Origin of the sequence: Streptomyces sp. ISL-11 (genome assembly GCF_018614525.1) — a bacterium.
Taxonomy (GTDB): domain Bacteria; phylum Actinomycetota; class Actinomycetes; order Streptomycetales; family Streptomycetaceae; genus Streptomyces.
On record NZ_JAGGOL010000049.1, the window covers coordinates 13,608 to 34,996 of the forward strand.

24 protein-coding genes are annotated in these 21,389 nt (G+C 70.3%); 12 read left to right on the forward strand and 12 right to left on the reverse strand.

Annotated features, from left to right (window positions below; all coding sequences use genetic code 11):
• Positions 1-177: 177 nt before the first annotated feature.
• Positions 178-618: a methylmalonyl-CoA epimerase gene (mce, locus tag J7E86_RS12365; protein WP_215081659.1), complete on the reverse strand. Its 441-nt coding sequence runs from the start codon at positions 616-618 to the stop codon at positions 178-180.
• Positions 619-791: 173 nt separating this feature from the next.
• Here mce and J7E86_RS12370 point away from each other — a divergent pair, with 173 nt between their 5' ends.
• The 4 genes from J7E86_RS12370 (at position 792) to J7E86_RS12385 (ending at position 4,759) form a co-directional block, all read left to right on the forward strand.
• Positions 792-1,967, forward strand: coding sequence for an acetyl-CoA C-acetyltransferase (locus J7E86_RS12370; protein WP_215081679.1), 1,176 nt, complete (start codon positions 792-794; stop codon positions 1,965-1,967).
• 40 nt (positions 1,968-2,007) lie between these two features.
• Complete coding sequence (meaB, locus tag J7E86_RS12375; protein WP_215081660.1) at positions 2,008-2,964, forward strand: methylmalonyl Co-A mutase-associated GTPase MeaB; 957 nt, start codon at positions 2,008-2,010, stop codon at positions 2,962-2,964.
• Positions 2,965-3,064: 100 nt separating this feature from the next.
• Positions 3,065-3,877: a class I SAM-dependent methyltransferase gene (locus J7E86_RS12380; RefSeq protein ID WP_215081661.1), complete on the forward strand. Its 813-nt coding sequence runs from the start codon at positions 3,065-3,067 to the stop codon at positions 3,875-3,877.
• Positions 3,878-4,024: 147 nt separating this feature from the next.
• On the forward strand, positions 4,025-4,759 hold the full coding sequence (locus J7E86_RS12385) for a hypothetical protein (protein WP_215081662.1): 735 nt from the start codon (positions 4,025-4,027) through the stop codon (positions 4,757-4,759).
• 52 nt (positions 4,760-4,811) lie between these two features.
• Here the strand turns inward: J7E86_RS12385 and J7E86_RS12390 are convergent, their stop codons facing one another.
• Entirely contained in the window at positions 4,812-5,141 is a 330-nt protein-coding gene (locus tag J7E86_RS12390) for a hypothetical protein (RefSeq protein WP_215081663.1), read from the reverse strand.
• 259 nt (positions 5,142-5,400) lie between these two features.
• Here J7E86_RS12390 and J7E86_RS12395 point away from each other — a divergent pair, with 259 nt between their 5' ends.
• Entirely contained in the window at positions 5,401-7,419 is a 2,019-nt protein-coding gene (locus J7E86_RS12395; protein ID WP_251019040.1) for a transglycosylase domain-containing protein, read from the forward strand.
• Here the strand turns inward: J7E86_RS12395 and J7E86_RS12400 are convergent.
• Complete coding sequence (locus J7E86_RS12400; protein WP_215081664.1) at positions 7,383-8,447, reverse strand: helix-turn-helix domain-containing protein; 1,065 nt, start codon at positions 8,445-8,447, stop codon at positions 7,383-7,385. The two genes, J7E86_RS12395 and J7E86_RS12400, sit on opposite strands and share 37 nt — an antisense overlap.
• A 283-nt stretch (positions 8,448-8,730) precedes the next feature.
• On the opposite strand from J7E86_RS12400, the gene J7E86_RS12405 reads away from it, so the two are divergent.
• Genes J7E86_RS12405 through J7E86_RS12420 form a run of 4 tightly spaced genes read left to right on the forward strand, consistent with a single transcriptional unit; the run spans position 8,731 to position 13,389 of the window.
• Entirely contained in the window at positions 8,731-11,013 is a 2,283-nt protein-coding gene (locus J7E86_RS12405) for a hypothetical protein (RefSeq protein WP_215081665.1), read from the forward strand.
• Positions 11,013-11,480, forward strand: a complete 468-nt coding sequence (locus J7E86_RS31615; RefSeq protein WP_215081666.1) for a hypothetical protein — start codon at positions 11,013-11,015, stop codon at positions 11,478-11,480. The genes J7E86_RS12405 and J7E86_RS31615 overlap by 1 nt, the downstream gene beginning before the upstream one ends.
• Positions 11,477-12,979, forward strand: a complete 1,503-nt coding sequence (locus J7E86_RS12415) for a PrsW family intramembrane metalloprotease (RefSeq protein WP_215081667.1) — start codon at positions 11,477-11,479, stop codon at positions 12,977-12,979. The genes J7E86_RS31615 and J7E86_RS12415 overlap by 4 nt, the downstream gene beginning before the upstream one ends.
• On the forward strand, positions 12,976-13,389 hold the full coding sequence (locus J7E86_RS12420) for a hypothetical protein (RefSeq protein WP_215081668.1): 414 nt from the start codon (positions 12,976-12,978) through the stop codon (positions 13,387-13,389). The genes J7E86_RS12415 and J7E86_RS12420 overlap by 4 nt, the downstream gene beginning before the upstream one ends.
• 24 nt (positions 13,390-13,413) lie before the next feature.
• Here J7E86_RS12420 and J7E86_RS12425 read toward each other — a convergent pair whose 3' ends face one another.
• The 5 genes from J7E86_RS12425 to J7E86_RS12445 all read right to left on the reverse strand — a co-directional run bounded on the left by J7E86_RS12425 (position 13,414) and on the right by J7E86_RS12445 (position 16,886).
• Complete coding sequence (locus tag J7E86_RS12425) at positions 13,414-14,154, reverse strand: SDR family NAD(P)-dependent oxidoreductase (protein ID WP_215081669.1); 741 nt, start codon at positions 14,152-14,154, stop codon at positions 13,414-13,416.
• A 104-nt stretch (positions 14,155-14,258) separates the two neighbouring features.
• The gene (locus J7E86_RS12430) at positions 14,259-14,735 is read right to left on the reverse strand and encodes a MarR family winged helix-turn-helix transcriptional regulator (RefSeq protein WP_215081681.1); all 477 of its coding nucleotides are present in this window, start codon (positions 14,733-14,735) and stop codon (positions 14,259-14,261) included.
• A gap of 101 nt (positions 14,736-14,836) precedes the next feature.
• Positions 14,837-15,601, reverse strand: a complete 765-nt coding sequence (locus J7E86_RS12435) for an AIM24 family protein (protein ID WP_215081670.1) — start codon at positions 15,599-15,601, stop codon at positions 14,837-14,839.
• On the reverse strand, positions 15,598-16,248 hold the full coding sequence (locus J7E86_RS12440) for an AIM24 family protein (RefSeq protein ID WP_215081671.1): 651 nt from the start codon (positions 16,246-16,248) through the stop codon (positions 15,598-15,600). The genes J7E86_RS12435 and J7E86_RS12440 overlap by 4 nt, the downstream gene beginning before the upstream one ends.
• Positions 16,248-16,886, reverse strand: a complete 639-nt coding sequence (locus J7E86_RS12445) for an AIM24 family protein (RefSeq protein WP_215081672.1) — start codon at positions 16,884-16,886, stop codon at positions 16,248-16,250. The genes J7E86_RS12440 and J7E86_RS12445 overlap by 1 nt, the downstream gene beginning before the upstream one ends.
• A gap of 161 nt (positions 16,887-17,047) precedes the next feature.
• Between J7E86_RS12445 and J7E86_RS12450 the strand changes: the two genes are divergently transcribed.
• Both J7E86_RS12450 and J7E86_RS12455 read left to right on the forward strand, forming a co-directional pair.
• Entirely contained in the window at positions 17,048-17,392 is a 345-nt protein-coding gene (locus J7E86_RS12450) for a DUF3817 domain-containing protein (protein WP_215081673.1), read from the forward strand.
• Entirely contained in the window at positions 17,389-17,685 is a 297-nt protein-coding gene (locus tag J7E86_RS12455; RefSeq protein ID WP_215081674.1) for an MTH1187 family thiamine-binding protein, read from the forward strand. The genes J7E86_RS12450 and J7E86_RS12455 overlap by 4 nt, the downstream gene beginning before the upstream one ends.
• 87 nt (positions 17,686-17,772) lie before the next feature.
• Here J7E86_RS12455 and J7E86_RS12460 read toward each other — a convergent pair whose 3' ends face one another.
• From J7E86_RS12460 to J7E86_RS12475, 4 genes are all read right to left on the reverse strand, one after another.
• Positions 17,773-18,144: a toxin Doc gene (locus J7E86_RS12460; RefSeq protein WP_215081675.1), complete on the reverse strand. Its 372-nt coding sequence runs from the start codon at positions 18,142-18,144 to the stop codon at positions 17,773-17,775.
• A 1-nt stretch (position 18,145) separates the two neighbouring features.
• Entirely contained in the window at positions 18,146-18,394 is a 249-nt protein-coding gene (locus J7E86_RS12465) for a ribbon-helix-helix protein, CopG family (RefSeq protein WP_215081676.1), read from the reverse strand.
• 61 nt (positions 18,395-18,455) lie between these two features.
• Entirely contained in the window at positions 18,456-19,298 is an 843-nt protein-coding gene (locus tag J7E86_RS12470; protein WP_215081677.1) for an ABC transporter permease, read from the reverse strand.
• Positions 19,295-20,215 (reverse strand): ATP-binding cassette domain-containing protein, encoded by a 921-nt coding sequence (locus J7E86_RS12475; RefSeq protein ID WP_215081678.1) that lies wholly within the window; start codon positions 20,213-20,215, stop codon positions 19,295-19,297. Before J7E86_RS12475 ends, J7E86_RS12470 begins: the two co-directional genes overlap by 4 nt.
• A gap of 132 nt (positions 20,216-20,347) precedes the next feature.
• Here J7E86_RS12475 and J7E86_RS12480 point away from each other — a divergent pair.
• Positions 20,348-21,389: sensor histidine kinase (locus tag J7E86_RS12480; RefSeq protein ID WP_251019042.1), on the forward strand; the 1,042-nt coding region annotated here is incomplete at its 3' end.

Below are 21,389 nucleotides of genomic sequence, written 5' to 3' on the forward strand. Positions count from 1 at the left end.
GCGGTCCCATCCGTCCCCTGGTCGCGTTGGCGGCCGGCCCTGTCCCGCGTAACCGGTTGGAACCCGGAGCCCGCCCTTCCGAAGAAATGGTGTCAGATCATCGGTACAGCCCGGCCCGGGCCCCCACCTCGCGCGCCCGGCCGAACCCGCACTCTACCGGGCAGGGCGAGGTGCGGGTCAGTGCTCCTGTTCCGCGGGGGGTGCGGAGGTGACCAGTTCGGTCAGTACGCCGTGGCAGTCCTTGGGGTGCAGGAAGGTGATGCGGGAACCCATGGATCCGGTACGCGGCTCGTCGTAGAGGACGCGTACGCCCTTGCTACGAATGGCGTCGGCGTCCCCGTCGACATCCGCCGTACCGAACGCGATGTGGTGCACGCCCTCGCCGTTCTTGGCGAGCCACTTGCCCACCGCGGAGTCCTCGCGCGTCGGCTCCAGGAGCTGGAGATAGGAGGCGCCGCCGTCCGAGGTCTCATTGATCTTGAGCATGGCCTCCCGTACGCCCTGCTCCTCGTTGACCTCGGTGTGGAACACCTCGAAGCCATAAGTGGCACGGTAGAACTCGACAGTTCTGTCGAGGTCGAAGCAGGCGATCCCGATGTGGTCGATGCGCGTCAGCATGGAACCAGTGCACCGCTCGCCGGCACGGTTACGCAACGTGCGCGCGATCACACCTTCCGCCCGATGACCGCGCGCCTACCGCTCAGTACATTGACGGGAACCATCGTTAACCTCTCCGCTCGAAGGGGCCGCGCCTCATGTCTGGTACGAACGGTTCGACCGGCACCACATCCGTGATCGTCGCGGGCGCCCGTACGCCCATGGGCAAGCTGCTCGGCTCGCTGCGCTCCTTCTCGGCCGCCGACCTCGGCGGGGTCGCCATCAAGGCCGCCCTCGACCGGGCCGGCATCGGCGGTGACCAGGTGCAGTACGTGATCATGGGCCAGGTGCTCCAGGCCGGCGCCGGGCAGATCCCCGCCCGCCAGGCGGCCGTCAAGGGCGGCATCCCCATGAGCGTGCCCGCCCTCACGGTCAACAAGGTCTGCCTCTCCGGCCTCGACGCCATCGCCCTCGCCGACCAGCTCATCCGCGCGGGCGAGTTCGAGATCGTGGTGGCCGGCGGCATGGAGTCCATGACCAACGCCCCGCACCTGCTGCCCAAGTCCCGCGAGGGCTACAAGTACGGCTCGATCGAGATGATCGACTCGATGCACCACGACGGCCTCTCGGACGCCTACGAGGGCATCGCGATGGGCGAGTCCACCGAGAAGCACAACACCCGCCTGGGCATCGGGCGCGCCGAGCAGGACGAGATCGGCGCCCGCTCCCACCAGCGCGCCGCCGCCGCCCAGAAGAACGGCCTGTTCGACGCCGAGATCACCCCCGTGGAGATCCCGCAGCGCAAGGGCGAGCCGGTGATCTTCAGCAAGGACGAGGGCGTCCGCGGCGACACCACCGTCGAGGTCCTCGGCAAGCTCCGCCCGTCCTTCGCCAAGGACGGCACGATCACGCCGGGCACCTCCTCGCAGATCTCCGACGGTGCCGCCGCCGTGGTCGTGATGAGCAAGGCCAAGGCCGAGGAGCTGGGCCTGGCGTGGATCGCCGAGATCGGCGCCCACGGCAATGTGGCCGGCCCCGACAACTCCCTCCACTCCCAGCCGGCCAACGCGATCAAGCACGCGCTGGGCAAGGCCGGGCTGGGCGTCGAGGACCTCGACCTCATCGAGATCAACGAGGCGTTCGCGTCCGTTCTGGTCCAGTCAATCAAGGACCTCGGCATTTCCCCCGAGAAGGTGAACGTCAACGGCGGCGCCATCGCCCTCGGCCACCCGATCGGCATGTCCGGCGCCCGTACGGTCCTCCACCTCGCCCTGGAGCTCAAGCGGCGCGGCGGCGGTACGGGAGCGGCGGCGCTGTGCGGCGGCGGCGGTCAGGGCGACGCGCTGATCATCCGGGTCCCGGGCAACTGACCCGCTGACCAGCCGGGAACCCTTCGGAACGGAGCAGCTCATGGTGGACGTCCCCGCACTGGTCGAGCAGGCGCGGGCGGGCAGGCCGCGTGCCGTGGCCCGGCTGATCTCACTGGTGGAGGGGGCGTCCCCGCAGCTGCGCGAGGTGATGGCGGCACTGGCCCCGCTGACCGGCGGCGCGTACGTCGTGGGCCTGACCGGCTCACCGGGCGTCGGCAAGTCGACGTCCACGTCGGCGCTGGTCAGCGCGTACCGGCGGATGGGCAAGCGGGTCGGCGTGCTGGCCGTCGACCCGTCCTCGCCCTTCTCGGGCGGCGCCCTGCTGGGCGACCGGGTGCGGATGTCCGACCACGCCTCCGACCCCGGTGTCTACATCCGCTCGATGGCCACGCGCGGCCACCTGGGCGGCCTGGCCTGGGCCGCCCCGCAGGCGATCCGCGTCCTGGACGCGGCGGGCTGCGACGTGGTCCTGGTGGAGACCGTCGGTGTCGGCCAGTCCGAGGTCGAGATCGCCTCCCAGGCCGACACGTCCGTGGTGCTGCTGGCCCCCGGCATGGGCGACGGCATCCAGGCGGCCAAGGCCGGGATCCTGGAGATCGGCGACGTCTACGTCGTCAACAAGGCCGACCGCGACGGCGCCGACGCCACCGCCCGCGAGCTCAACCACATGCTGGGCCTGGGCGAGGCCCGCGCCCCCGGCGACTGGCGGCCTCCCATCGTCAAGACGGTCGCCGCCCGGGGCGAGGGCACGGACGAGGTCGTCGAGGCCCTGGAGAAGCACCGGGCGTGGATGGAGGAGCACGGCGTCCTCGCGGAGCGGCGCGCGGCGCGCGCGGCGCGCGAGGTGGAGACCATCGCGGTGACGGCCCTGCGGGAACGCATCGGCGACCTCCACGGCGACCGGCGCCTGGACGCGCTCGCCGAGCGGATCGTGAGCGGCGACCTGGATCCCTACGCGGCGGCGGACGAGCTGGTGGCGGGGATCACTGAGGGGTGAGAGCGGGCCCGGCGACGGGCCGCGCTCCGTACTCCGCTCCCGGACGTCTCACCGGCGCGGGTTCCGGTTCCCGTGAGGGCGATCGGGGATCGTGGTGGGCATGGAGAAGCGGCGGTACGACGTGTGGCAGGCCGGGGACGCCTACGAGCGGTACATGGGCCGGTGGAGCCGCCCGGTGGCGCGGGAGTTCGTGGCGTGGCTCGGCGGTGAGGACGGCCGGCGGTGGCTGGATATCGGCTGCGGTACGGGCGCGCTGACCGCCGAGGTGGCCGCCCGCCGCGCCCCGCGCGTCGTGGTGGGACTGGATCGTTCCGCCGGGTTCGTGGCCTCCGCCCGTGCCGGCGGCCCCGCGTCCGCCCGCTTCGCCGTGGCCGACGCGATGGCCCTGCCGGTGCGTGACGGCGTCTGCCACATGGCGGTCGGCGGGCTCGTGCTGAACTTCCTCCCGGCGCCGGGCGCCGCGGTCGCCGAGGCCGCCAGGACGGTGCGGCCGGGCGGGCTGGTCGCCGCCTACGTGTGGGACTACGCCGAGGGCATGGCGTTCCTGCGGCACTTCTGGGACACCGCCGTGGCCCTGGATCCGGCGGCCCTCGCGCTGGACGAGCGGCGCCGGTACGGGGTGTGCCGCCCGGAACCGCTGCGGGCGCTGTGGACTGAGGCGGGGCTGACCGACGTGGTGGTCGTCCCGATCACGGTGCCCACCGTCTTCGCCGGTTTCGCCGAGCTGTGGGAGCCGTTCCTGTCCGGACAGGGCCCCGCCCCCGGCTACGTCGCCGCGCTGGCCCCGCCCGCGCGGGACCGGCTGCGGGACGCGCTCCGCGAGGCGCTGCCGACGCGCGCGGACGGATCGGTCGGGCTTTCCGCGCGGGCGTGGGCGGTGAAGGGGCGGAAACCGGAGCGTCCCGCCATCTGACCGAGCGCGGCCGCGCCCCCACGAACGCGTGGACGTGGAGGCACCCACACGCGTGGAGTCGTGTACGAGCCCTGGCCCCGGCCGCCGTCGAGCACGACCGTGAAGGCATCCCACCCACTGGCGCGACATGAGACACGAAGGGGCCCCATGCCCAAGCTCGCCAGGATCGCCGTCGTCGCAGCAGCCGTCATCGCCACCCTCGGCCTGACCGTCCCGAGCGCCGCTCCCGCCGCCACTTCACCCTCCAGAGCGGCGAAGTTCCCCCGGTACCTCAACCTGCATCAGTGCGTGTACACCAGCAACGGCTCGTACTTCACGAACGTGGAGCCGAACCTCGCCAACTCCGCGTTCAACTCCGGCACCAACACCTCCGGAACGGCCGACACCAGCGTCCGGTGCGGCGCCGGAGCGGCCGGCTGGTCCCTGGTCAGCGGTAATTCGTCCGTCAAGGCGTTCGACCTGTCGGCCGGGCGGTACCTGAACCTGCATCAGTGCCTGTACACCAGCAACGGCTCGTACTACTCCAACGTTCAGCCCAACACCCCCAACACGCCGTTCAATACGGGCAGCAACGTCTCCGGCACCGCGGACACCACCCTCAGGTGCGGCGCGGGCAACAGCGGCTGGTCCCTGGTCACGGGCAACTCGTCGGTCAGGGCGTACGACCTCATGGCCGGGCCGTACCTGAACCTCCACCAGTGCGTGTACTACTCGTCCAGCGGAAACTCCTACGTCACGAACGTTCAGCCCAACCTGGCCGATTCGGCGTTCAATTCGGGCACGAACGTGTCCGGCACCGCCGACACGAGCGTCCGGTGCGGCGCCGGCGCGAGCGGCTGGTCGCTCTCCACCGCCAACTCCTCCGTCGCCGCACTGAGTTAGCGGCGCGAAGCCGGCCGGGCGGCGTCCGGAAGGTGCCGCCCGGCTGTCCGGGCTATCCGAACTTGACGAAGGTCGGGAAGGGCGAGGAGAACTCCTCCGATTGCCGGGATCCGACGAAACCGGCGAACGAGGTGCAGCTGCTGTTCGTGTACATGGTGGCGTCGGTGTCCGTGTCGTTGGTCGCCTGCCGCGCCCCGCCGGGCACGGACAGGCAGACGCCGGTCGGCGTGCTGCCGAGGAAGGTCTCCCTTCCGGTGTCCGCTCGCGTGTAGAAGAACGTGCCCTCGGCGGCCTGGGCGCCGCTGGTGGACAGGCCGGTGAACAGCGTGGCGGCCGCGCCGATCGCCAGAGCCGCCCTGGTCATTCGCTGGAGTGCGTGCATGAGGGAGGTCTCCTTCCTTTGTGCCATGGCGCGGAGGACCGCGCCTACGTGGGTAGAGTCCACCCCATTTGGGTGAGTCTGAAGGGGTCCGGCAGGTGATCCACCCGAATGGGTGACTTCGCGGATCTGCCGGCCGTCAGGGCCTGACCGGCCGGACGGGACGCCCGTCACACAACGCTCATACGGAAACTCGAACCACTGCCCTCCCGAGGGCCGTCTTCGTCGATGTCACCCGTTTCCGTCGAGAGTGATCGGCCCCTTGAGCAAGCACCGGAACAAGCTGCGCCCCCGTCGCCGCAGGACGGAGGTGACGGCGGAATCCGTGCCCCGCCGTAAGCGATTCCTCGACTACCCCCGTCACGGCAGACGAGGCGTGCGCCGCTGGCTGCCTTCCTGGCGGCAGGTGCTGAGCGTCATCACGCTCTGCGTGGGAAGCGTCCTCGGCCTGTTCGCCCTCGTGTACGCGAGCGTCGACATTCCCGACGAGAACGCGGCGGCCAACCAGGAGGCCAACACCTACTACTGGGCCGACGGCACCCAGATGGTGAGCCTCGGGGAGGTCAACCGCAATATCGTCCGCCTGTCGGACGTGCCGGAATCCGTGCAGAACGCGGTGATAGCCGCCGAGAACGAGAGCTTCTACCGCGACCGGGGCGTTTCGTTCAAGGGCATCCTGCGGGCATTCAGCAGCACCGCGCAGGGCCAGGAGACCCAGGGCGGCTCCACCATCACCCAGCAGTACGTGAAGAACACCTACCTCTCCCAGGAGCAGACCGTCTCCCGGAAGGTCAAGGAGTTCGTCATCTCCTTGAAGGTGGACCGGACCAAGAGCAAGAAGGAAGTTCTCCAGGGCTACCTCAACACCAGTTGGTTCGGGCGCCGCGCCTATGGAATCGAGGCCGCCGCGCAGGCGTATTACGGCATCCCCGCCAAGAAGCTCGACCCGAGCCAAGGCGCCATGCTCGCCTCGCTGTTGAAGGGCGCGGAACTGTACGACCCGGCGACCGGCAAGGCGAATCACGAACGCGCCGAGGACCGCTGGAAGTGGATTCTCGACCGGCAGGTGAAGGCGGGCCTGATGTCGCGGAGCGAACGCGAGAAGTACCGGACGTTCCCCGAGCCGCGGAAGCAGTCCATGTCCACCAGCCTCGGCGGCCAGACCGGCTATCTCGTCGACGTCGCCAACAAATACATCAGACAGCGCGCCCTGCTCACCGACCAGGAGCTCGCCCACGGCGGCTACAAGATCTACACCACGTTCGACAAGAAGCGGGTCGAGCAGCTGAGGGCGGCCGTGGAGGGCGTGCTGAGCAAGGACATCGACCCGAAGAAACGTTCAGCTGACGAGGGCGTCCAGGCGGGAGCCGCGTCCGTACGCCCCTCCGACGGTGCCCTCCTCGCGCTGTACGGCGGTCCCGACGCGACCAAGCAGTTCGCGAACAACGCCGACACGTCCGGCGTCCCCGCCGGCTCCGCCTTCAAGCCGTTCGTCCTGGCCGCCGCGCTCAAGGACGGCGTCCGCCCGCAGGGCGAGGGCAGCGACCGGGAGGACATCGACGCGGACGGCTTCTACGGCAAGGACGGGAAGCTGCGGTCGTCGTCGGGGGAGTCCTCCTCCGGCGATTCCCCGGGTGACGACGGGCCCGACGAGTCGCACCCCACCCTCCGCCAGGCCCTGATGTCCGGCGGCAACGCCACGTACGCCCAGCTCGGCCGGGCGGTCGGCCTGGAGCGGGTCCGCGACACCGCCGTCGCCTCCGGCCTCCTGAAGGACAGCATGGCCCCGCTGGAGCAGACCTTCCCCATCGGCACGTCCACGCCGAGCGCGATCCGCATGGCGGGCGCGTACGGCACGTTCGCCAACCACGGCTTGCAGAACGACCCCTACTCGGTCACGAAACTGCTCAAGGGCGGCACGTCCATCGGCGGCTTCGAAAGCCGGGCCAAGGCGCGGCGCACGCTGGACAAGGACGTGGCCGACGACGTCTCGGACGTGCTCCGGGAAGCGGGCAGGAAGCGCCTGGACGACGTCGGCGCCCGGATCACCGACCCCGTCGCCGCGGGATACACGGGCGACCAGGACCGGCTGCGGTCGGCATGGTTCGTCGGCAGTACGGAGCGGGTCTCCACGGCCGTCACGATGTTCCGTACGAAGCCGGGCGAGCCGCAGCTGCTGCCCGTGTCGGACGTCGGCGGCGACTCCTCGCGCGGCAACGTCCTCCCGGCCCGGATCTGGGCGGACTACATGGGCGGGCGGACCACCGGCGCCGAGGGCTGACGAGGACCGCCGCCCCCCTCGTCGCCGGCGGCGTCGAGGGCGGGCGTCGGACCGCGCATGGCGGCGCGGTATTCGCTGGGGGACATTCCCGTGGCCGTACGGAACGCGCGGGAGAAGCCGTCGGGCTGGGGATATCCCCAGCGCGCGGCGATGGTGTGGATGGTGAGCCGTTCCAGCGCGGGGTCGGCCAGGTCCTTGCGGCAGCGGTCCAGTCGTTGCTGCCGGATGAAGGCCCTGGGCGTGGTGCCGTTCTGCTGGAAGACGCGGTGCAGATAGCGCAGCGAAATGCGGTGGGCCGAGGCGATGGCCTCCGGCCCGAGCGCCGGGTCCCGCAGATGCTCGACGACGAAGGCGCTGATCCGCAGGAACAGCACGTCCTGACCGGACTCGCCGGACGCGGCACGGCCGCCGGACGGGGCGGAGTCCTGGTCGAAGTGATGCGCCAGGACGGTCGACAAGAGGTCGAGTGCGGTGTTTCCGAGCCGGGTGACGTCCTGCGGCGTGCAATGGACGTATTCCTCGGCCAGCCCCACCAGGAACTGGGCGAACAGGCGGGCCACGCCGTCCGTCGACGGCAAGGAGAGCCCGCAGAGCCGGGTGAACTGTTCGTGCGGAAGCCGCAGGAGCTTCTTCGGGAACTGGAAGAGGAGCGTTTTGCCCGGGGTGTCGCCGGCATACGTGTCGAAGGACCGGGAGCTGTCGAAGAAGCCCATGTCGCCGCGCTTGAGCAGGCAGCTCTGCCGGTACTGCTCGATGCCTATCTCTCCGGCCGTGACGAGGGCGACGTGATACATCTCCGGGTCCGACTGCCGGACGAGCCGGGGCGTCCGCTGCGCGATCAGTGAGGCGTAGGAGAGGGCGGAGACCTGCCCGACGCCCAGGGGCATCATCTCTATCCGCGCCCCGAAGGTCGCCGTTTCGAGGAATTTGACGCGCTGGGTCACCTGCGCGAGCGCCATGGTCTCCGCCCACGCCGCTGGGCGTTCGCGCACGGGGAACTCGACGGTGTCGATGACGGTGGAATGCATCGTTGCTCCTGCTGCCGGCTGCTGGTGACGCTGATTCGAGACAGTCAGCAAAGTGCAGAGGTGACGGGGGCCGACAGTGCGTTCCACGCCAACAAGTGGGCGCGCGGGGCCAACGACGCCCTCCGGGAGCCTCGGACAGCATCGGTGCTGCACGACCACCGCTGGTCACGTCGGTGCCGTCGCGGGGGGCGGCATCGGGCGGGGTGGTGCGTGACGCGCGCGCCCCCGCGAGGCGGCCGCGGCCGGTCCGCCGGCCCGCGGCGCACGAAACGGAAGGGGCGGGATGACCTTGTTGTCCACTGGTCGCATCTGGCTACGAGGTGTGGCGGCGCTGTCGCTGGTCCTCGCGGTGTCGCTCGGCGCGGTGCCGCCGAGCACGGCGGACGATGGCAGGCCGGCGGGGGCGGCGGATGGCACGGACCTCACCAAGAAATACAAGGGCGAGAACCCGCTGACGCTTCCGGTTCTCCTGCCGGTCCTGGAGCTCCGCATGGAACTCGGCCGCGCCCTGGGTGAGGAACGGGCTTACAAAGCCTTCGACCAGTACCGGAACGGTGCCTCCGACCTGATAGATCCCCGGCGGCTGACCGAGCAACAACTCAAAGCTCTCCTCAAAACCAACGTCAACAAATCCGGCAGTCCGGTCTGGCGGGGCTCGATGGTCGACCTCGGGGCTGTGGGGACCTTCCTGAACCGAAAGGACCTCGCGGAGCTGAAGAAGGCCGACGTGTCGAGTGTGCTGGCGTTGAGCGCCCTCAACGATCCGGGCGGCGCACACTCCGAAGGGGTCATCCAGAATCTGCTGGACGAGGAGGGAGTCGCCAAGGAGTCGAAGCTCGCCGGGTCATCCGAGCGCCAGCAGTGCTGGGAGTGCGCGAACTTCTACCATCCCGAAAAGCCGACCTACTTCGCCGCCCCGTTCGACATCAATCGCTCAGAGCTCGCATCACTCGACAAGAGCATCGTGGTCGCCGAGAAGAAAGCGAAGGCGCTGGGCCTGGACGCAAAAGAAACAACCAGGCGGATCAATAAGTTGGTGGACACCTATTGGGCGCAAACCAAAGCCAAAAACAAGGAGGCTGGCGCGCAGTTGGACAAGCACCTGGTGGCCGCGTGGAAACAGGCACAGAAGTCGGCAGGGAAGACCAACAAGGAGCTCGGTTCCGTCCTCAGTGCCGAGCCCTCCTGCCCTCGCAAGCAGCACCCCGATGCCCCCGGCGCTCCCGCACACAACTTCATGCGCCCGGTGGCGGCCGTATCCGACCCGTGTGACAAGCAGCAGCCGTCCGCGGAGTCCAAGCCCGCCACGGGCCTGAGCCAGGCCCTCGCGACGCCCGGCGCCGCACCCGGTGGCATCGACTTCTCCAGCCTTCAGCTGCGCTATCTCTCCGACCCCGGTGATGGCAGCGGCCTGCAGTACTCGTTCAGCGCCCAACGGGACCCCGTGAAGGGGGATTCGCGTACTTCCACCGGGCTGGTGGCCGCCAACCAGACCTCGGACGCCTTTTTCGCCCTGCTGTCGCTCAACCCCTCCGCCTTCTGGGTCAATCTCAACCCCGACGAACCGAACCGCATCGTCGACCCCGAACTGGGCCGCACCGACGCGGGCCGCATCATGCTCCAGGCAGATCTGCAGATGAAGAAGAGCATCGGCAAATTCATCCACCCCGACACCGAGCTCGGCCGAAAATTCTGGGAGGGCGTCAGCGCGGACTGCATGTCCTACCGCACGTGGATCCTGCCCGCGCCCGCCACCGTCCGCCAGGACGGCGACAAGCTCTACATCGTCGACGCACCCATCGACGTCAAGATGGAGACCCAGTACCTCAACCAGCGCGGGCGCGCGACGGCCAGTTCCTGTCCGCAGCAGGACAAGGCCACCGAACAACGCAACGAGCAGCTGTACCGCAGCCTGATCCTGCCCAAGCTGAAGCACGCCATCAACAACGCCCCCGAATACGCCGAGCTGCGTCGCGTCTATCTCGCCCGGGTCGCCGTCGAGTGGTACCGGGAACTGAGCCGGACCAAGCACACCACCTACGGCGATCTCATCGGCAAGGGCGACATCGAAAAATGGCGGACCAAGACCGCCTGGAAGCCCACCGAGACCTTCGATCAGTACGTCGACTCGTACAAGAACGGCGAGTTCAACGTCACCCATAAGACCACCAGTGGCAACACCATTTACACGCGCACCTATATCTACGGCGGCGTCGACCTCACCCGCATCCCGTTCGAGAAGGTCTCGGACGACCGTTTCCGCAAGGAGCACGCCGGCCTGTCCAAGAACATCGACGCGTCGCTGACCGAGCCCGCTGCCGGCGACGGGGGCGATGCCGTATGGCTCGGTGCGCCCACCCCGCGCCAGGCGGCCGGGGGCAGCGCGGCCGAGGCCGGTTGGTCCGTCGGTGACATGTCCCTGCGCCTGCTGCCCGCTCTGCTGCTCCCGATGGCCGCGCTGCTGTGGTGGCGCCGCCGTCGCCTCAGCGCCTCCGCCACCGCGAGCCCGCTGCGCCGTGCGGCGGTTCCGCACTCCCGTACCCGACACGACGACCGGAGATCCTGATGACTACCCCCGCGGACAAGGCCGGCGCGGGTGCCGCGCAACCGCCCGGTGACGCGGCCCCGCCACCGCCGCCGTTCCCACCGGACCCCGCCGACGGGCGGGAGCGGGGGCATCGCCCCTACGTGCGGCTGATGACCGCGATGGGCGGGCTCGGCGTGGTCGCCGCCGTGCTCGGCGCGATCGTCGGCTTCACGACCGATCCCGTCTTCCCGCTGCCGAAGAACATGCCGGCCGTGCCGTCGATACCGGGCATGCCGACTGCGTTCCCGACGGACTTCTCCACCACCGCCCTGCCGACCGACCTCCCGACCGCGCTTCCCACCAACTTCCCGACCAACTTCCCCACCGCGTTCCCGACCAACTTCCCGACGGCGTTCCCCACCAGCTTCCCGACCGCCTTCCCTCACCGTCCGCCCGCCCTCCCGACCGCCATGCCCGAACCGCCGCGGCCCGGAGGTACCCCATGACAACGGCGATCGAGTGGATTTCTCCGCCTCCGGGGCCACCACCGGCTCCCCGGGTCCCCCGGCACGGGATGCCGGCCGCCATCGCGGTCGCGCTCACCCTGTCGGCGGCCTTCGCCATCGGGCAGGTGCTCTTCTGGGCACAGCCCGAGATCCGCTCCCCATTGCCCTGGATGCGGATCTTCCTCCTGCCCGAGCCGGAGATCTTCAAGCTGACACGGAAGCTCGTCTACGCCGGCTGGGGCCTCGCCGCACTGCTCGGCCTGCTGCTCCTCGTCCTGCGGCTGCGCGCACCCGTCGCCACCCCGGCGGCCCGCGCCCGTACCGTGCGCACCTGCCAGTTCGGTGTGCTGGGCGCCCTGTTGCTGCCCTTCGTGGTCATGCCGCTGGACACCCTCGGCAGCAACCCGCTCAAGCTGCTGCTCTGCCTGCCCACCACGGCGGTCGCGCTGCTGTGCGTGCACCGCGCACAGCTCTTCCGCAGGATGCCGGGGTGGCTCCTGATGACCGGCTTCGGCTGGGGGGCGCTGGTCGGCGGCGGATTCGGCTTGGTGATGTTCACCTGGTTCCAGCGGTACGGGGCCGGCTATCTGCTCGACCTGCAACACCCCCGGGACTCGGTCCGCACGATCTACACCATGGTCGCCCTCGACGCCGGCATCGTCTCTGAACTGGGCAAGGCGGCCGGGGTCGCCGTTCTCTTCTTCGCCTTCCGGAGGCACTTCGACGGCGTGGTCTCCGGTGTCGTCATCGGCGCGGCCGTGGGTCTCGGCTTCAACCTCACCGAAACGGTGCGCTACATGGCCGTGATCGAGCCCGGCCAGCAGTCCGCGCAATTCTGGATACGGCAGGTGGTCGGACTGATGGCGGCGCACGTGGCCTTCACCGCGGTCGTGGGCGCCGGGTTCGGGGCGGCGCGCGGGCTGCCCGCACTCCGGGACCGGCTGCTGGTCGTCGGTGGCGGTGTACTGGCCGCCATGGGCGGGCACTTCGCCACGGACGCGGTGATGCCGCCGCTCGGGAAGTGGAAGGAGGACCTGTTCTCCCACGACCAGACGCTCGGTCTCCTCCTCGGCGTACCGCTCACGACGGCCACCACATCCGGGGTGTTCGTCGTCCTGTACGTACTGATCCTGCGGCGCGGCCTGAAGGCGCAGGCCGCCGGCCTCGCCCGCGCGCTGCGCACGGAAGCGGAAGCCGGCACCGGCGCGGTCACCGCGGGGGAGACCGGCCTGCTGCTCGATCCGCGCCGCCGCCTCCTGGTCGAACTGCGGGTGTGGCGCCGCGACGGTACCGCCGGCCTGCGCCACCTGATGCGGTTGCATCAGGCACAGCTCGACCTGGCGACCCAGCGGTGGCACCGCGCTTCCGCCGGTGCCGACTCCTTCGTACCCGACGGGCGTGCCCTGCGCACACGCGTACTGGAGCTGAAGGGCATCCCTCCGATCCCTGCCGACCCTGCCGGTCCCGCCTTCCCACCGGCACAGGAGGTGCTGTCGTGACCACGTCCCGCTCCTGGGCCGTACGGGCATCCGCCCTGGCCACCGCCACCGCGCTGCTCGTCCTCGGCGCGCCCGCGACCGCGTCGGCGCAGTGCGCGGACCCCCACTACCACGGCGGCCGGACCTTCCCGGGCGGAAGCTGCCCGGAGAACGTCGCGGACGCCGCCTCGGGCACCGTGTGGGCCGTCCTCGTCCTCGCCGCCGGCCTGTGGATCGCCGTCGCACTGTCCCGGCACCGGTCCACGACGGCCGCCGACCTGGCGGCGATCGACGAGGCGTTCAGCCGGACGACACCCGGCACCGCGACCGCGGCACCGGGCTGGGCGCCCCCTCCACCATCGACACCCCCGCTCATGCCGGCCAGGGGCGAGGACACCGCCCACACCGAGCGACAACCGCCCTCGGCGTGACGGGGTGGGCAGGCGGGTTCGCCGTCAGACGGTGAACCCCCCGTCCACGTTCAGCGAAGCCCCCGTCACATAGGCCCCTCCCGGGCCGGCCAGGTACGCGACGGCCGACGCGATGTCGTCCGGTGTCGCGTAACGTCCCAGTGCGGTGAAGCCGTTGATGGTGTCCGCCATGGGGCCGTCGGCCGGGTTGGCGTCGGTGTCGGTTGGGCCGGGGTTGACGATGTTGACCGTGATGCCCTTGGGCCCGAGGTCCCGGGCCAGGCCCTTCGTCATGCCGATCAGTGCGGTCTTGCTCATCGAGTAGAGGCTGAACCCCGGGAACGGCGAGCGCTCGGCCACGTTGCTGCCGATGCTGATGATCCGGCCCCCGGGAGCCATGTGGCGGGCCGCGGCCTGCGAGGCGACGAACGGCGCGCGGATGTTCACCGCGACGGTGCGGTCGAATTCCTCCGGGCCGAGGTCGTCGACATGGCCGACGAGGAACGCTCCGGCGTTGTTCACGAGGACGTCCAGCCGGCCGAAGGTCTCGACGACGGTGTCGACGGCTCCCGTCACGGCCGTCACGTCCGCGCTGTCGGCCCGCACGGCCAGGGCCTTGCGGCCGAGGGCCTCGATCTCCGCGACGACCCCGGCCGCGCTGTCCGCGTCCCGCTCGTAGGTCAGGACCACGTCGGCGCCCTCCGCCGCGAGCTTCTTCGCCACGGCCGCGCCGATGCCACGGGATCCGCCGGTTACCAGGGCCACGGTGTTGTGTGTGCTGTTCATGGCTTCAGCCTGCCGGGGGGAGGTCGCGGAGACCGGCGGGAATCGGCCGTGGCACTGACCGCACGCGCGGGTGGCGGGGCGCCGTGCGGCGCCCCGCCCGGTGGTCAGATCCGGCCGCGCGTGGTGCGCAAGTGCTCCGCCACCGGCGCCAGTGACGCGTACAGCGTCTTCAGGTCGGCCTCGCCCAGGAGGTCGATGAAGTGCTCGCGTACGGACGCGACATGGTGCGGTGCCACCTGGCGCATCGTCTCCCAGCCCTGCTCCGTGAGGACGGCGTACAGACCTCGCCGGTCGGACTCGCAGTTCTCGCGGCGGACGAGGCCCGCGTTCTCCATGCGGGTGATCTGGTGGGAGAGCCGGCTCTTGGACTGGAGAGTGGCGGTGGCGAGGTCGCTCATCCGCATCCGGTGGTCCTCGGACTCCGAGAGATTGACGAGGATCTCGTAGTCGTTGTTGGTGAGGCCGAACGGCTGGAGGTCCCGTTCGAGCTGATGCATCAGCAGACGGCTGACGTCCAGATGGGCGCGCCAGGCGCGCTGTTCCTCTTCGCTGAGCCAGCGGGTGCCGTTCTCGGTGTCCATAGACATAGAGGAATTCTACCTAAGAAAGTTGAAAAGTTAACCAGTATGGGTGTGGACGCGACAAGCTCACGCGTTCGACGTCACACTCCGCAGGGTACCGCTCACAGCCCGAAGCGGCGCTGGAGGTCCCCCAGCTGGCCTGGCATGCGGGGCATAGATGGCTGATTAGAAGGGCTTGCGTGCGGGACGCCGTCCTGCTGCGGGGTGGCTCCCGTCGCGATCTCGGCCATCAGCTGCTCGGTGGACTGGAGCAGTACCGTACCGTCGCCGACGAACTCGAACTGGTGCTCCTCGCCGGACGTGCCGCCGATGCCGGTGAAGGCGCGGACGCCGCCGAGTACGCCCCGCAAGTACTGGTGGTCGTAGTGGTGGCAGGGCGAGGGGCAGTCGGCCCAGCCGACGAGGGCCTGGGGGTCGACGCGGATCGGGGGCTCGGCGAAGACGACGGGGCCGTTGGAGGCGGCGACGAACTTGCCGGTGCCGATCAGGGTGAGGAAGCCCGGGATGATCGACTGCTTGAGGGAGAGGGTGGGCTGGAAGGCCAGCAGGTTGCCCGAGCGGACGGTGAGGTTGCCGTCCTCCAGGTCGTAGGAGTTGACGTCGAAGGCGCGGTCGGCGAGCAGCATCCGGCCCTGGCCCTCGGCGACGACCCAGTCGGCGGCGTGGAGGGGGGAGTGGAAGCTGGTGGCGATGAGGCGGTCCAGCCGGCCGTGGCCGATGCCGTGGAAGTCGATGCGCCCGTAGTAGGCGATCATCTTCCCCTTCTGCAGGAACCACTGGCCGTTCAGGTCGACGCTGAAGGCGTACGCGTTGACGTTGTCGTCGACGGGAAGCGTGTTCGCGTCGTGGATGACGGGGCCGTTCACAGCTTCTCCTCGGATGCCTGTACGTAGACCGTGCCGTTGCCGGACAGTTCGAGCTGGAAGGCCTCGCCGGAACCGCGACCGACCATGTCGCGCCAGCCGAGGGCGGTCGAGAGCTTGTTGCGGACGTCGCCGCGGTGGGCGACGTACGCCTGCGGGTCGACGTGGACGGGGCGCTGCGGGGAGATCGGCAGCTCGATGAAGCCGCCGTGGGCCATCACGGCGACGGCGCCGTGGCCCTTGAGCGTGGTGGTGAAGAGCCCCTGCCCGGTGACCTGGCCGCGGACCATGCCCATGACGCCGCCCTGCGAGCCCATGAACATGGTGCCCTGCTGGAGGGTGCCGTCGAAGGCGAGGAGGCGGTCGGCCTCGACGTAGAGCGTCTCGCCGGAGAGCTCGATCACGTGGACGTGGTGGCCGCCGTGGCCGAACATGACCGTGCCGTTGCCCTCGACGGTCATCAGGGGGGTCGCCTCGTTGGCGACGCGGCGGCCGATCATGCTCATCACACCGCCCTGGCCGCCGGTGATGCTGGGCGTGAAGGAGACGTCGCCCTTGTAGGCGAGCATGGCGCCCCGCTGGCTGAACATGCGCTGACCGGGCAGCACCTGGGCCTCGACCATGCGGGAATTGAGCAGCTTGAAGGGCATCAGACGTCGCCTCCGATGGTGTTGCGCTCGGAGGGCTGTACGTAGACGAGGCCCTCGCCCTCGAAGCGGATCTGGAACGCCTCGCCGGAGCCCTCACCGATGAAGGTCCGGAAGTTCACGCCCGACTGGAAGTGCTGCTTGAGCTTGCCGGTGTGGGCGATGTACGCGCCGGGGTCGACCTGGAGGGGCATGGACGGCGTGACGCGCAGGACGATCGCCGAGCCCTCGGACATGATCGCCGCCTGGCCGGTGCCCTCGACGGTCGTGGTGAACAGGCCGGTGCCCTGGGAGGCGCCGCGCAGACCGGTGAAGGTGGTGCCGGTCCTGAGGGCGCCGTCGGTGCACAGGAGATTGCTGGATTCCACGTACAGCGTCTCGCCGTGCAGCGTGACGAGGTTGATCTCGCTCGCGCGGTCGGCGAAATAGCAGGTGCCGCGGCCCTTCACCTCCATGACTTCCATCTGTTCGCCGGTGAGCCGGCGGGTGACCATGCCGCGCAGGCCGTCACCGCCACCGGTCATCTTCTTGAACGCCATCTCACCCTCGTAGGCGACCATCGAGCCGTTCTTGGCCTTGACCGTGTCGCCGGAGAGATCGACAGCGAGGACTTTGCTCCCTTGGAGCCGAAACTGAGCCACGGGGACGACGCTAGCGGCAGGACATACCGCTCCGACAGGGCCTATGCCCCTGAACGGACCCGGATCTGTTGATCGGGAGCGGTGCTGCGACAATGGCCATCGCTTGTGAATACCCTCACAAGCGGTAATCGTTCCGACACTGACCCCTGAAGGTGCCACCCGTGGACATCAAGACCGCCTCCGCCCTGCGCCGGCTCCGCCTGGTCTCCGCCCCGGAGGCCGTTTCCTTCCTGCTGCTGGGCGTCTGCTCGGTGCTCAAGCGCACGACGGACTTCAACGCGGTGCCGGTGATGGGCGCGGTGCACGGCGTCCTCTTCATCATCTACGTGCTGTTCTGGCTGGACGCGTGGAACCGGACGAAGTGGCCGGTGAAGACGGCCGCGCTGTACTTCGTCCTCTCGGTCCTGCCCACGGGCGGCTTCTTCGCCGAGCGCATGCTCAAGCGCGAGGCCGAGGCCAGCGTCATCGCGGCCCGCGCCCGCAAGGAAGGCGTGGTCAACGCATGATCGTCGCCTTCTCCGTCTCGCCGGTGGGGGCGGGCGAGGACGTCGGTGAGTACGTGGCCGACGCGGTGCGTGTCGTCCGCGAGTCCGGGCTGCCGAACCGTACGGACGCGATGTTCACGTCGATCGAGGGCGAGTGGGACGAGGTCATGGACGTCGTCAAGCGCGCCGTCGCGGCGGTCGAGGCGCGGTGCGGCCGCGTCTCCCTCGTCCTGAAGGCGGACATCCGCCCGGGCGTGACCGACGGGCTGACGTCGAAGGTGGAGACGGTGGAGAGGTACCTCTCGGAGGGGTGACCTCGGAGGTGGAACGGGCCGGTACGCGCGCGGGTGCGCGCGTACCGGCCCGTTCGCGTTTCCGCCGCGGCGGCGGAATGAACTCGCTCAGACGCGCCACGAGCGGATGCGGTCGGCCGCGTCGTACGCGTCCGCCCGGCCGGCATCGATGTCACGCGCGAGATCGATGAGGGCTCCGTACGGTGGATCGAGTGCCTCGCCGGCGGCGCTCATGTACGAGATGACGACGGCGGCTCCGAAGAGAGCGTTGCGCGCAGGGAGCGGACGCAGGCGGATCACAGCGTGCATCAGCGCGGCAGCGCGCCAGGACTCGTCGACGACGGCGCCGACATGAGGGGTGTTGACGCGGTGGCGGCCGACCGCGGCTACGAGGGACGAGAAGTCGTGGACGCTGGGGTGCTTGGGCAGGACTTCCGCCTGGCGTTCCAGGAGCCAGCGGATGTCGATGTACAGCTCCACGTCAGGCGGCCCGTCCAGGTGCGTCGAGGCGGGCGGGGGCGTCGTCGGGGAAGGCCGCGTCGAATTCTGCCGCGTGCTGGTCGATGAACGAGCGGAAAACCTCGGCCGCGCCTTCGAGGCGGGGGTCACGGACCGCGTTGTGAGCGGCCTGGGTGATGAGCGCGGTCACCGTGGTGCCCTCGGCTTCGGCCCGTTCCTTGAGCAGTGCGTGCAATTCGTCATCGACGCGGATGGTCACTGGCTTCGACATGCTCCGACCGTACAGCAGGGTGTACAGCGCTGGGAGGGATGCGGTCTCATGCGCTGCGGTCTCACACATCCCGGCGCCGTACCACCACCACCGCCAGGGCGATCGCGACGAGGGGCCAGACCGCGTACACCAGCCATGAGGCCGGGATCGAGGCGTGGGGGACGAGGGTGGCCCACGGCTGGGGTTCCCAGTCCTGGACCAGGCGCTGCCAGGCGCTGTTGACCATCGCGTGCCGGATGTCGGCGGACCAGGGCTTGTCCAGGGAGAAGCACTCCGGCAGCATCAGCAGGGTGAAGGCGGTGGTCACCATGGTCGTGGCGCTGTGCCGGATCAGGACGCCCAGGCCCAGGCCGATGAGCGCGCACACCGGGGCCAGCAGCGCGGACGCCGCCAGGGCGCGGAGCGCGCCGGGGTGCGAGAGCGTGACCCCGGCGTCCCGCCCTTCGAGGATCGCCTGGGAGACCACGAACGAGCCGGTGGCGATCAGCGTGCCGACCACCGTCCACAGCGCGGCGACGACGACGGTCTTGGCGAGCACCACCGCGCCGCGGGCCGGGACGGCCACGGTGGTGGTGCGGATCAGCCCGCTGGCGTACTCGCTCGTGGCGGTGATCGCGCCGACGCACCCGGCGGCGAGCATCAGCGTCATGGAGCCGACCGACGGGAAGGCGTCACTCAGCGAGAACGGATGTTCTTGCTGCAGGGAAAGGCTGTAGCGCGGGAAGTTGTCGTAGTCCGCGAGCGCCGCCATCACCGCGCTGCCGATGACGAACAGCGCGACGACGGCGAGCGTCCACGGGGTGGAGCGCAGCGACCGTATCTTGATCCATTCGGCGACGACGAGATCGCGGAAGCGGGCGGGCGGCGCGGAAGCGGGCGCGGGGGCGGTCACGGCGGCGGTCATCGGGGCGCTCCTGCCAGGTATTCGACGCTGTCGCCGGTCAGTTCCATGAACGCCGCCTCCAGCGAGGCGGCCCGCGTGGCCAGCTCGTGCAGCATGATCCGGTGCTCGAAGGCGAGCGCTCCGATCCGCTCGGCCGGCAGACCGGTCACGGAGAGCTTCCCGGACCCCGCCGCGCCCTCCGGCTCGACGGACGCGCCCTCGGCGGTCAGCACCGCCGTCAGTTCGGCCGTGTGCGGTGTGTGCACCACGACGCCGAGGCGCGTGGCGCGGGCGGCGAAGCCGCGGACGGACTCGGCGGTGATGAGCCGGCCCCGGCCGATGACGACGAGCTGGTCGGCGGTGTTCTCCATCTCCGTCATCAGGTGGCTGGAGAGGAAGACCGTGCGGCCCTCGGCGGCCAGCCGGCGGAAGAGCCGGCGCACCCAGAGCACGCCCTCCGGGTCCATGCCGTTGATCGGCTCGTCGAAGATCAGCACGGGCGGATCGCCGAGCAGGGCGGTCGCGATGCCGAGCCGTTGCTTCATGCCGAGGGAGAACCCGCCGATCCGGCGGCGTGCCGCGTCGGCCAGGCCCACTTCCCCGAGCACCTCGTCCACCCGCCGCGAGGCGATGCCGTTGCTGCGGGCCAGGGCGGAGAGGTGCGCGGCGGCGGAGCGCCCGCCGTGGACCTGGCCCGCGTCGAGGAGGGCACCGACGTGGCGGAGCCCGCGCCGGTGGTCGCCGAAGGGGACGCCGCTGACGGTGGCGGTGCCACCGGTGGGTGCGTCCAGGCCGAGGATCATCCGCAGGGTCGTGGTCTTGCCCGCGCCGTTGGGCCCGAGGAACCCGGTGACCTGGCCGGGCCGCACGGTGAAGGACAGGTCCTGGACGGCGGTCTTGCCGCCGTAGCGCTTGGTGAGTTGATTGACTTCGATCACAGCGCCAACCCTGCCGGGGGAGCACCCGTACGGGCATGGGGCCGTGGGCGGCAATCGGGCGCGGGGAGTTGGCCCGTGGGCGTACGCCCACGGGCCGATGTCCTGCGCGAACACGCCGGTTAGGGTCGCGCCATGGACTCCGCACCACCCACTCCGCCGCCGTCGGGCGACCCGCCGGCCCCGCCCGGGAAGCGCGTCGCGCCAGGAACGCGGAAGGGGCTCGCGGCCTGGGGCGGCGGCGCCCTCTACTTCGTCGTCCTCCTCCTGCTGGTGGGCGGCGCGCCGCAGGCGCCCGGCGCCTTCCACGCCGTCGGATCGCTGTTCGCCATGGGCCTGCTGGCCGGTCTGCTGCGGCGGTCGCCCGTGGCTGCCCTGGCGCTGACGCTCCTCGGGGCGGTCACCGTCATGCTGACCACCCTCGACCACGGTCCGGACCGGTTCCTGACGTTCCTGGCGGTCGACGTCACGGTGGGCGTCATCGTCGCCACCCGGTCGCGGTGGGTCGCGCTCGCCGCCGCGTCCGTGGCGTTCGTCGCGCAGTTCCTGGCCATCGGCCTCCTCGCGCCCAGCCCGGACAACAACCTTGTGGGCACGGGCGTGATCGCCCTCATGGCGCTGATCACCTCGTGGACGGCCGGCCTGCTGAGCCGCGAGCGCCGCCAGCACGTGGTCGCGCTGCGTACGCAGGAGGTGGCCGAGGTCGTGACCGCCGAACGGCTGCGGATCGCCCGCGAGCTGCACGACATGGTCGCCCACAGCATCGGCATCATCGCCATCCAGGCGGGGGTGGGCAGCCGGGTCATCGAGACGCAACCCGCCGAGGCGCGCGAGGCGCTGCGGGCCATCGAGGCCACCAGCCGGGAGACCCTCTCCGGCCTGCGCCGCACGCTGGTCGCGCTGCGCCGGGCCGACGCGTCGCCGGCGTCGGGGCGGGCGCCGCTCGGGCCCACGCCGGGCCTCGCGGACCTCGACCGGCTCGCGGCGGCGACCGCCGACGCGGGGGTCCGGGTGGAGGTGCGCTGGGGCGGGGAGCGGCGGCCGCTGCCCGCGGACATCGAGCTGTCCGCCTACCGCATCGTGCAGGAGGCGGTCACCAACGTGGTCCGCCACGCGGGCACCGGGGGCTGCCGGGTGGCCGTCGGCTACGAGGAGGAGGAGCTGTCCGTGGAGGTCG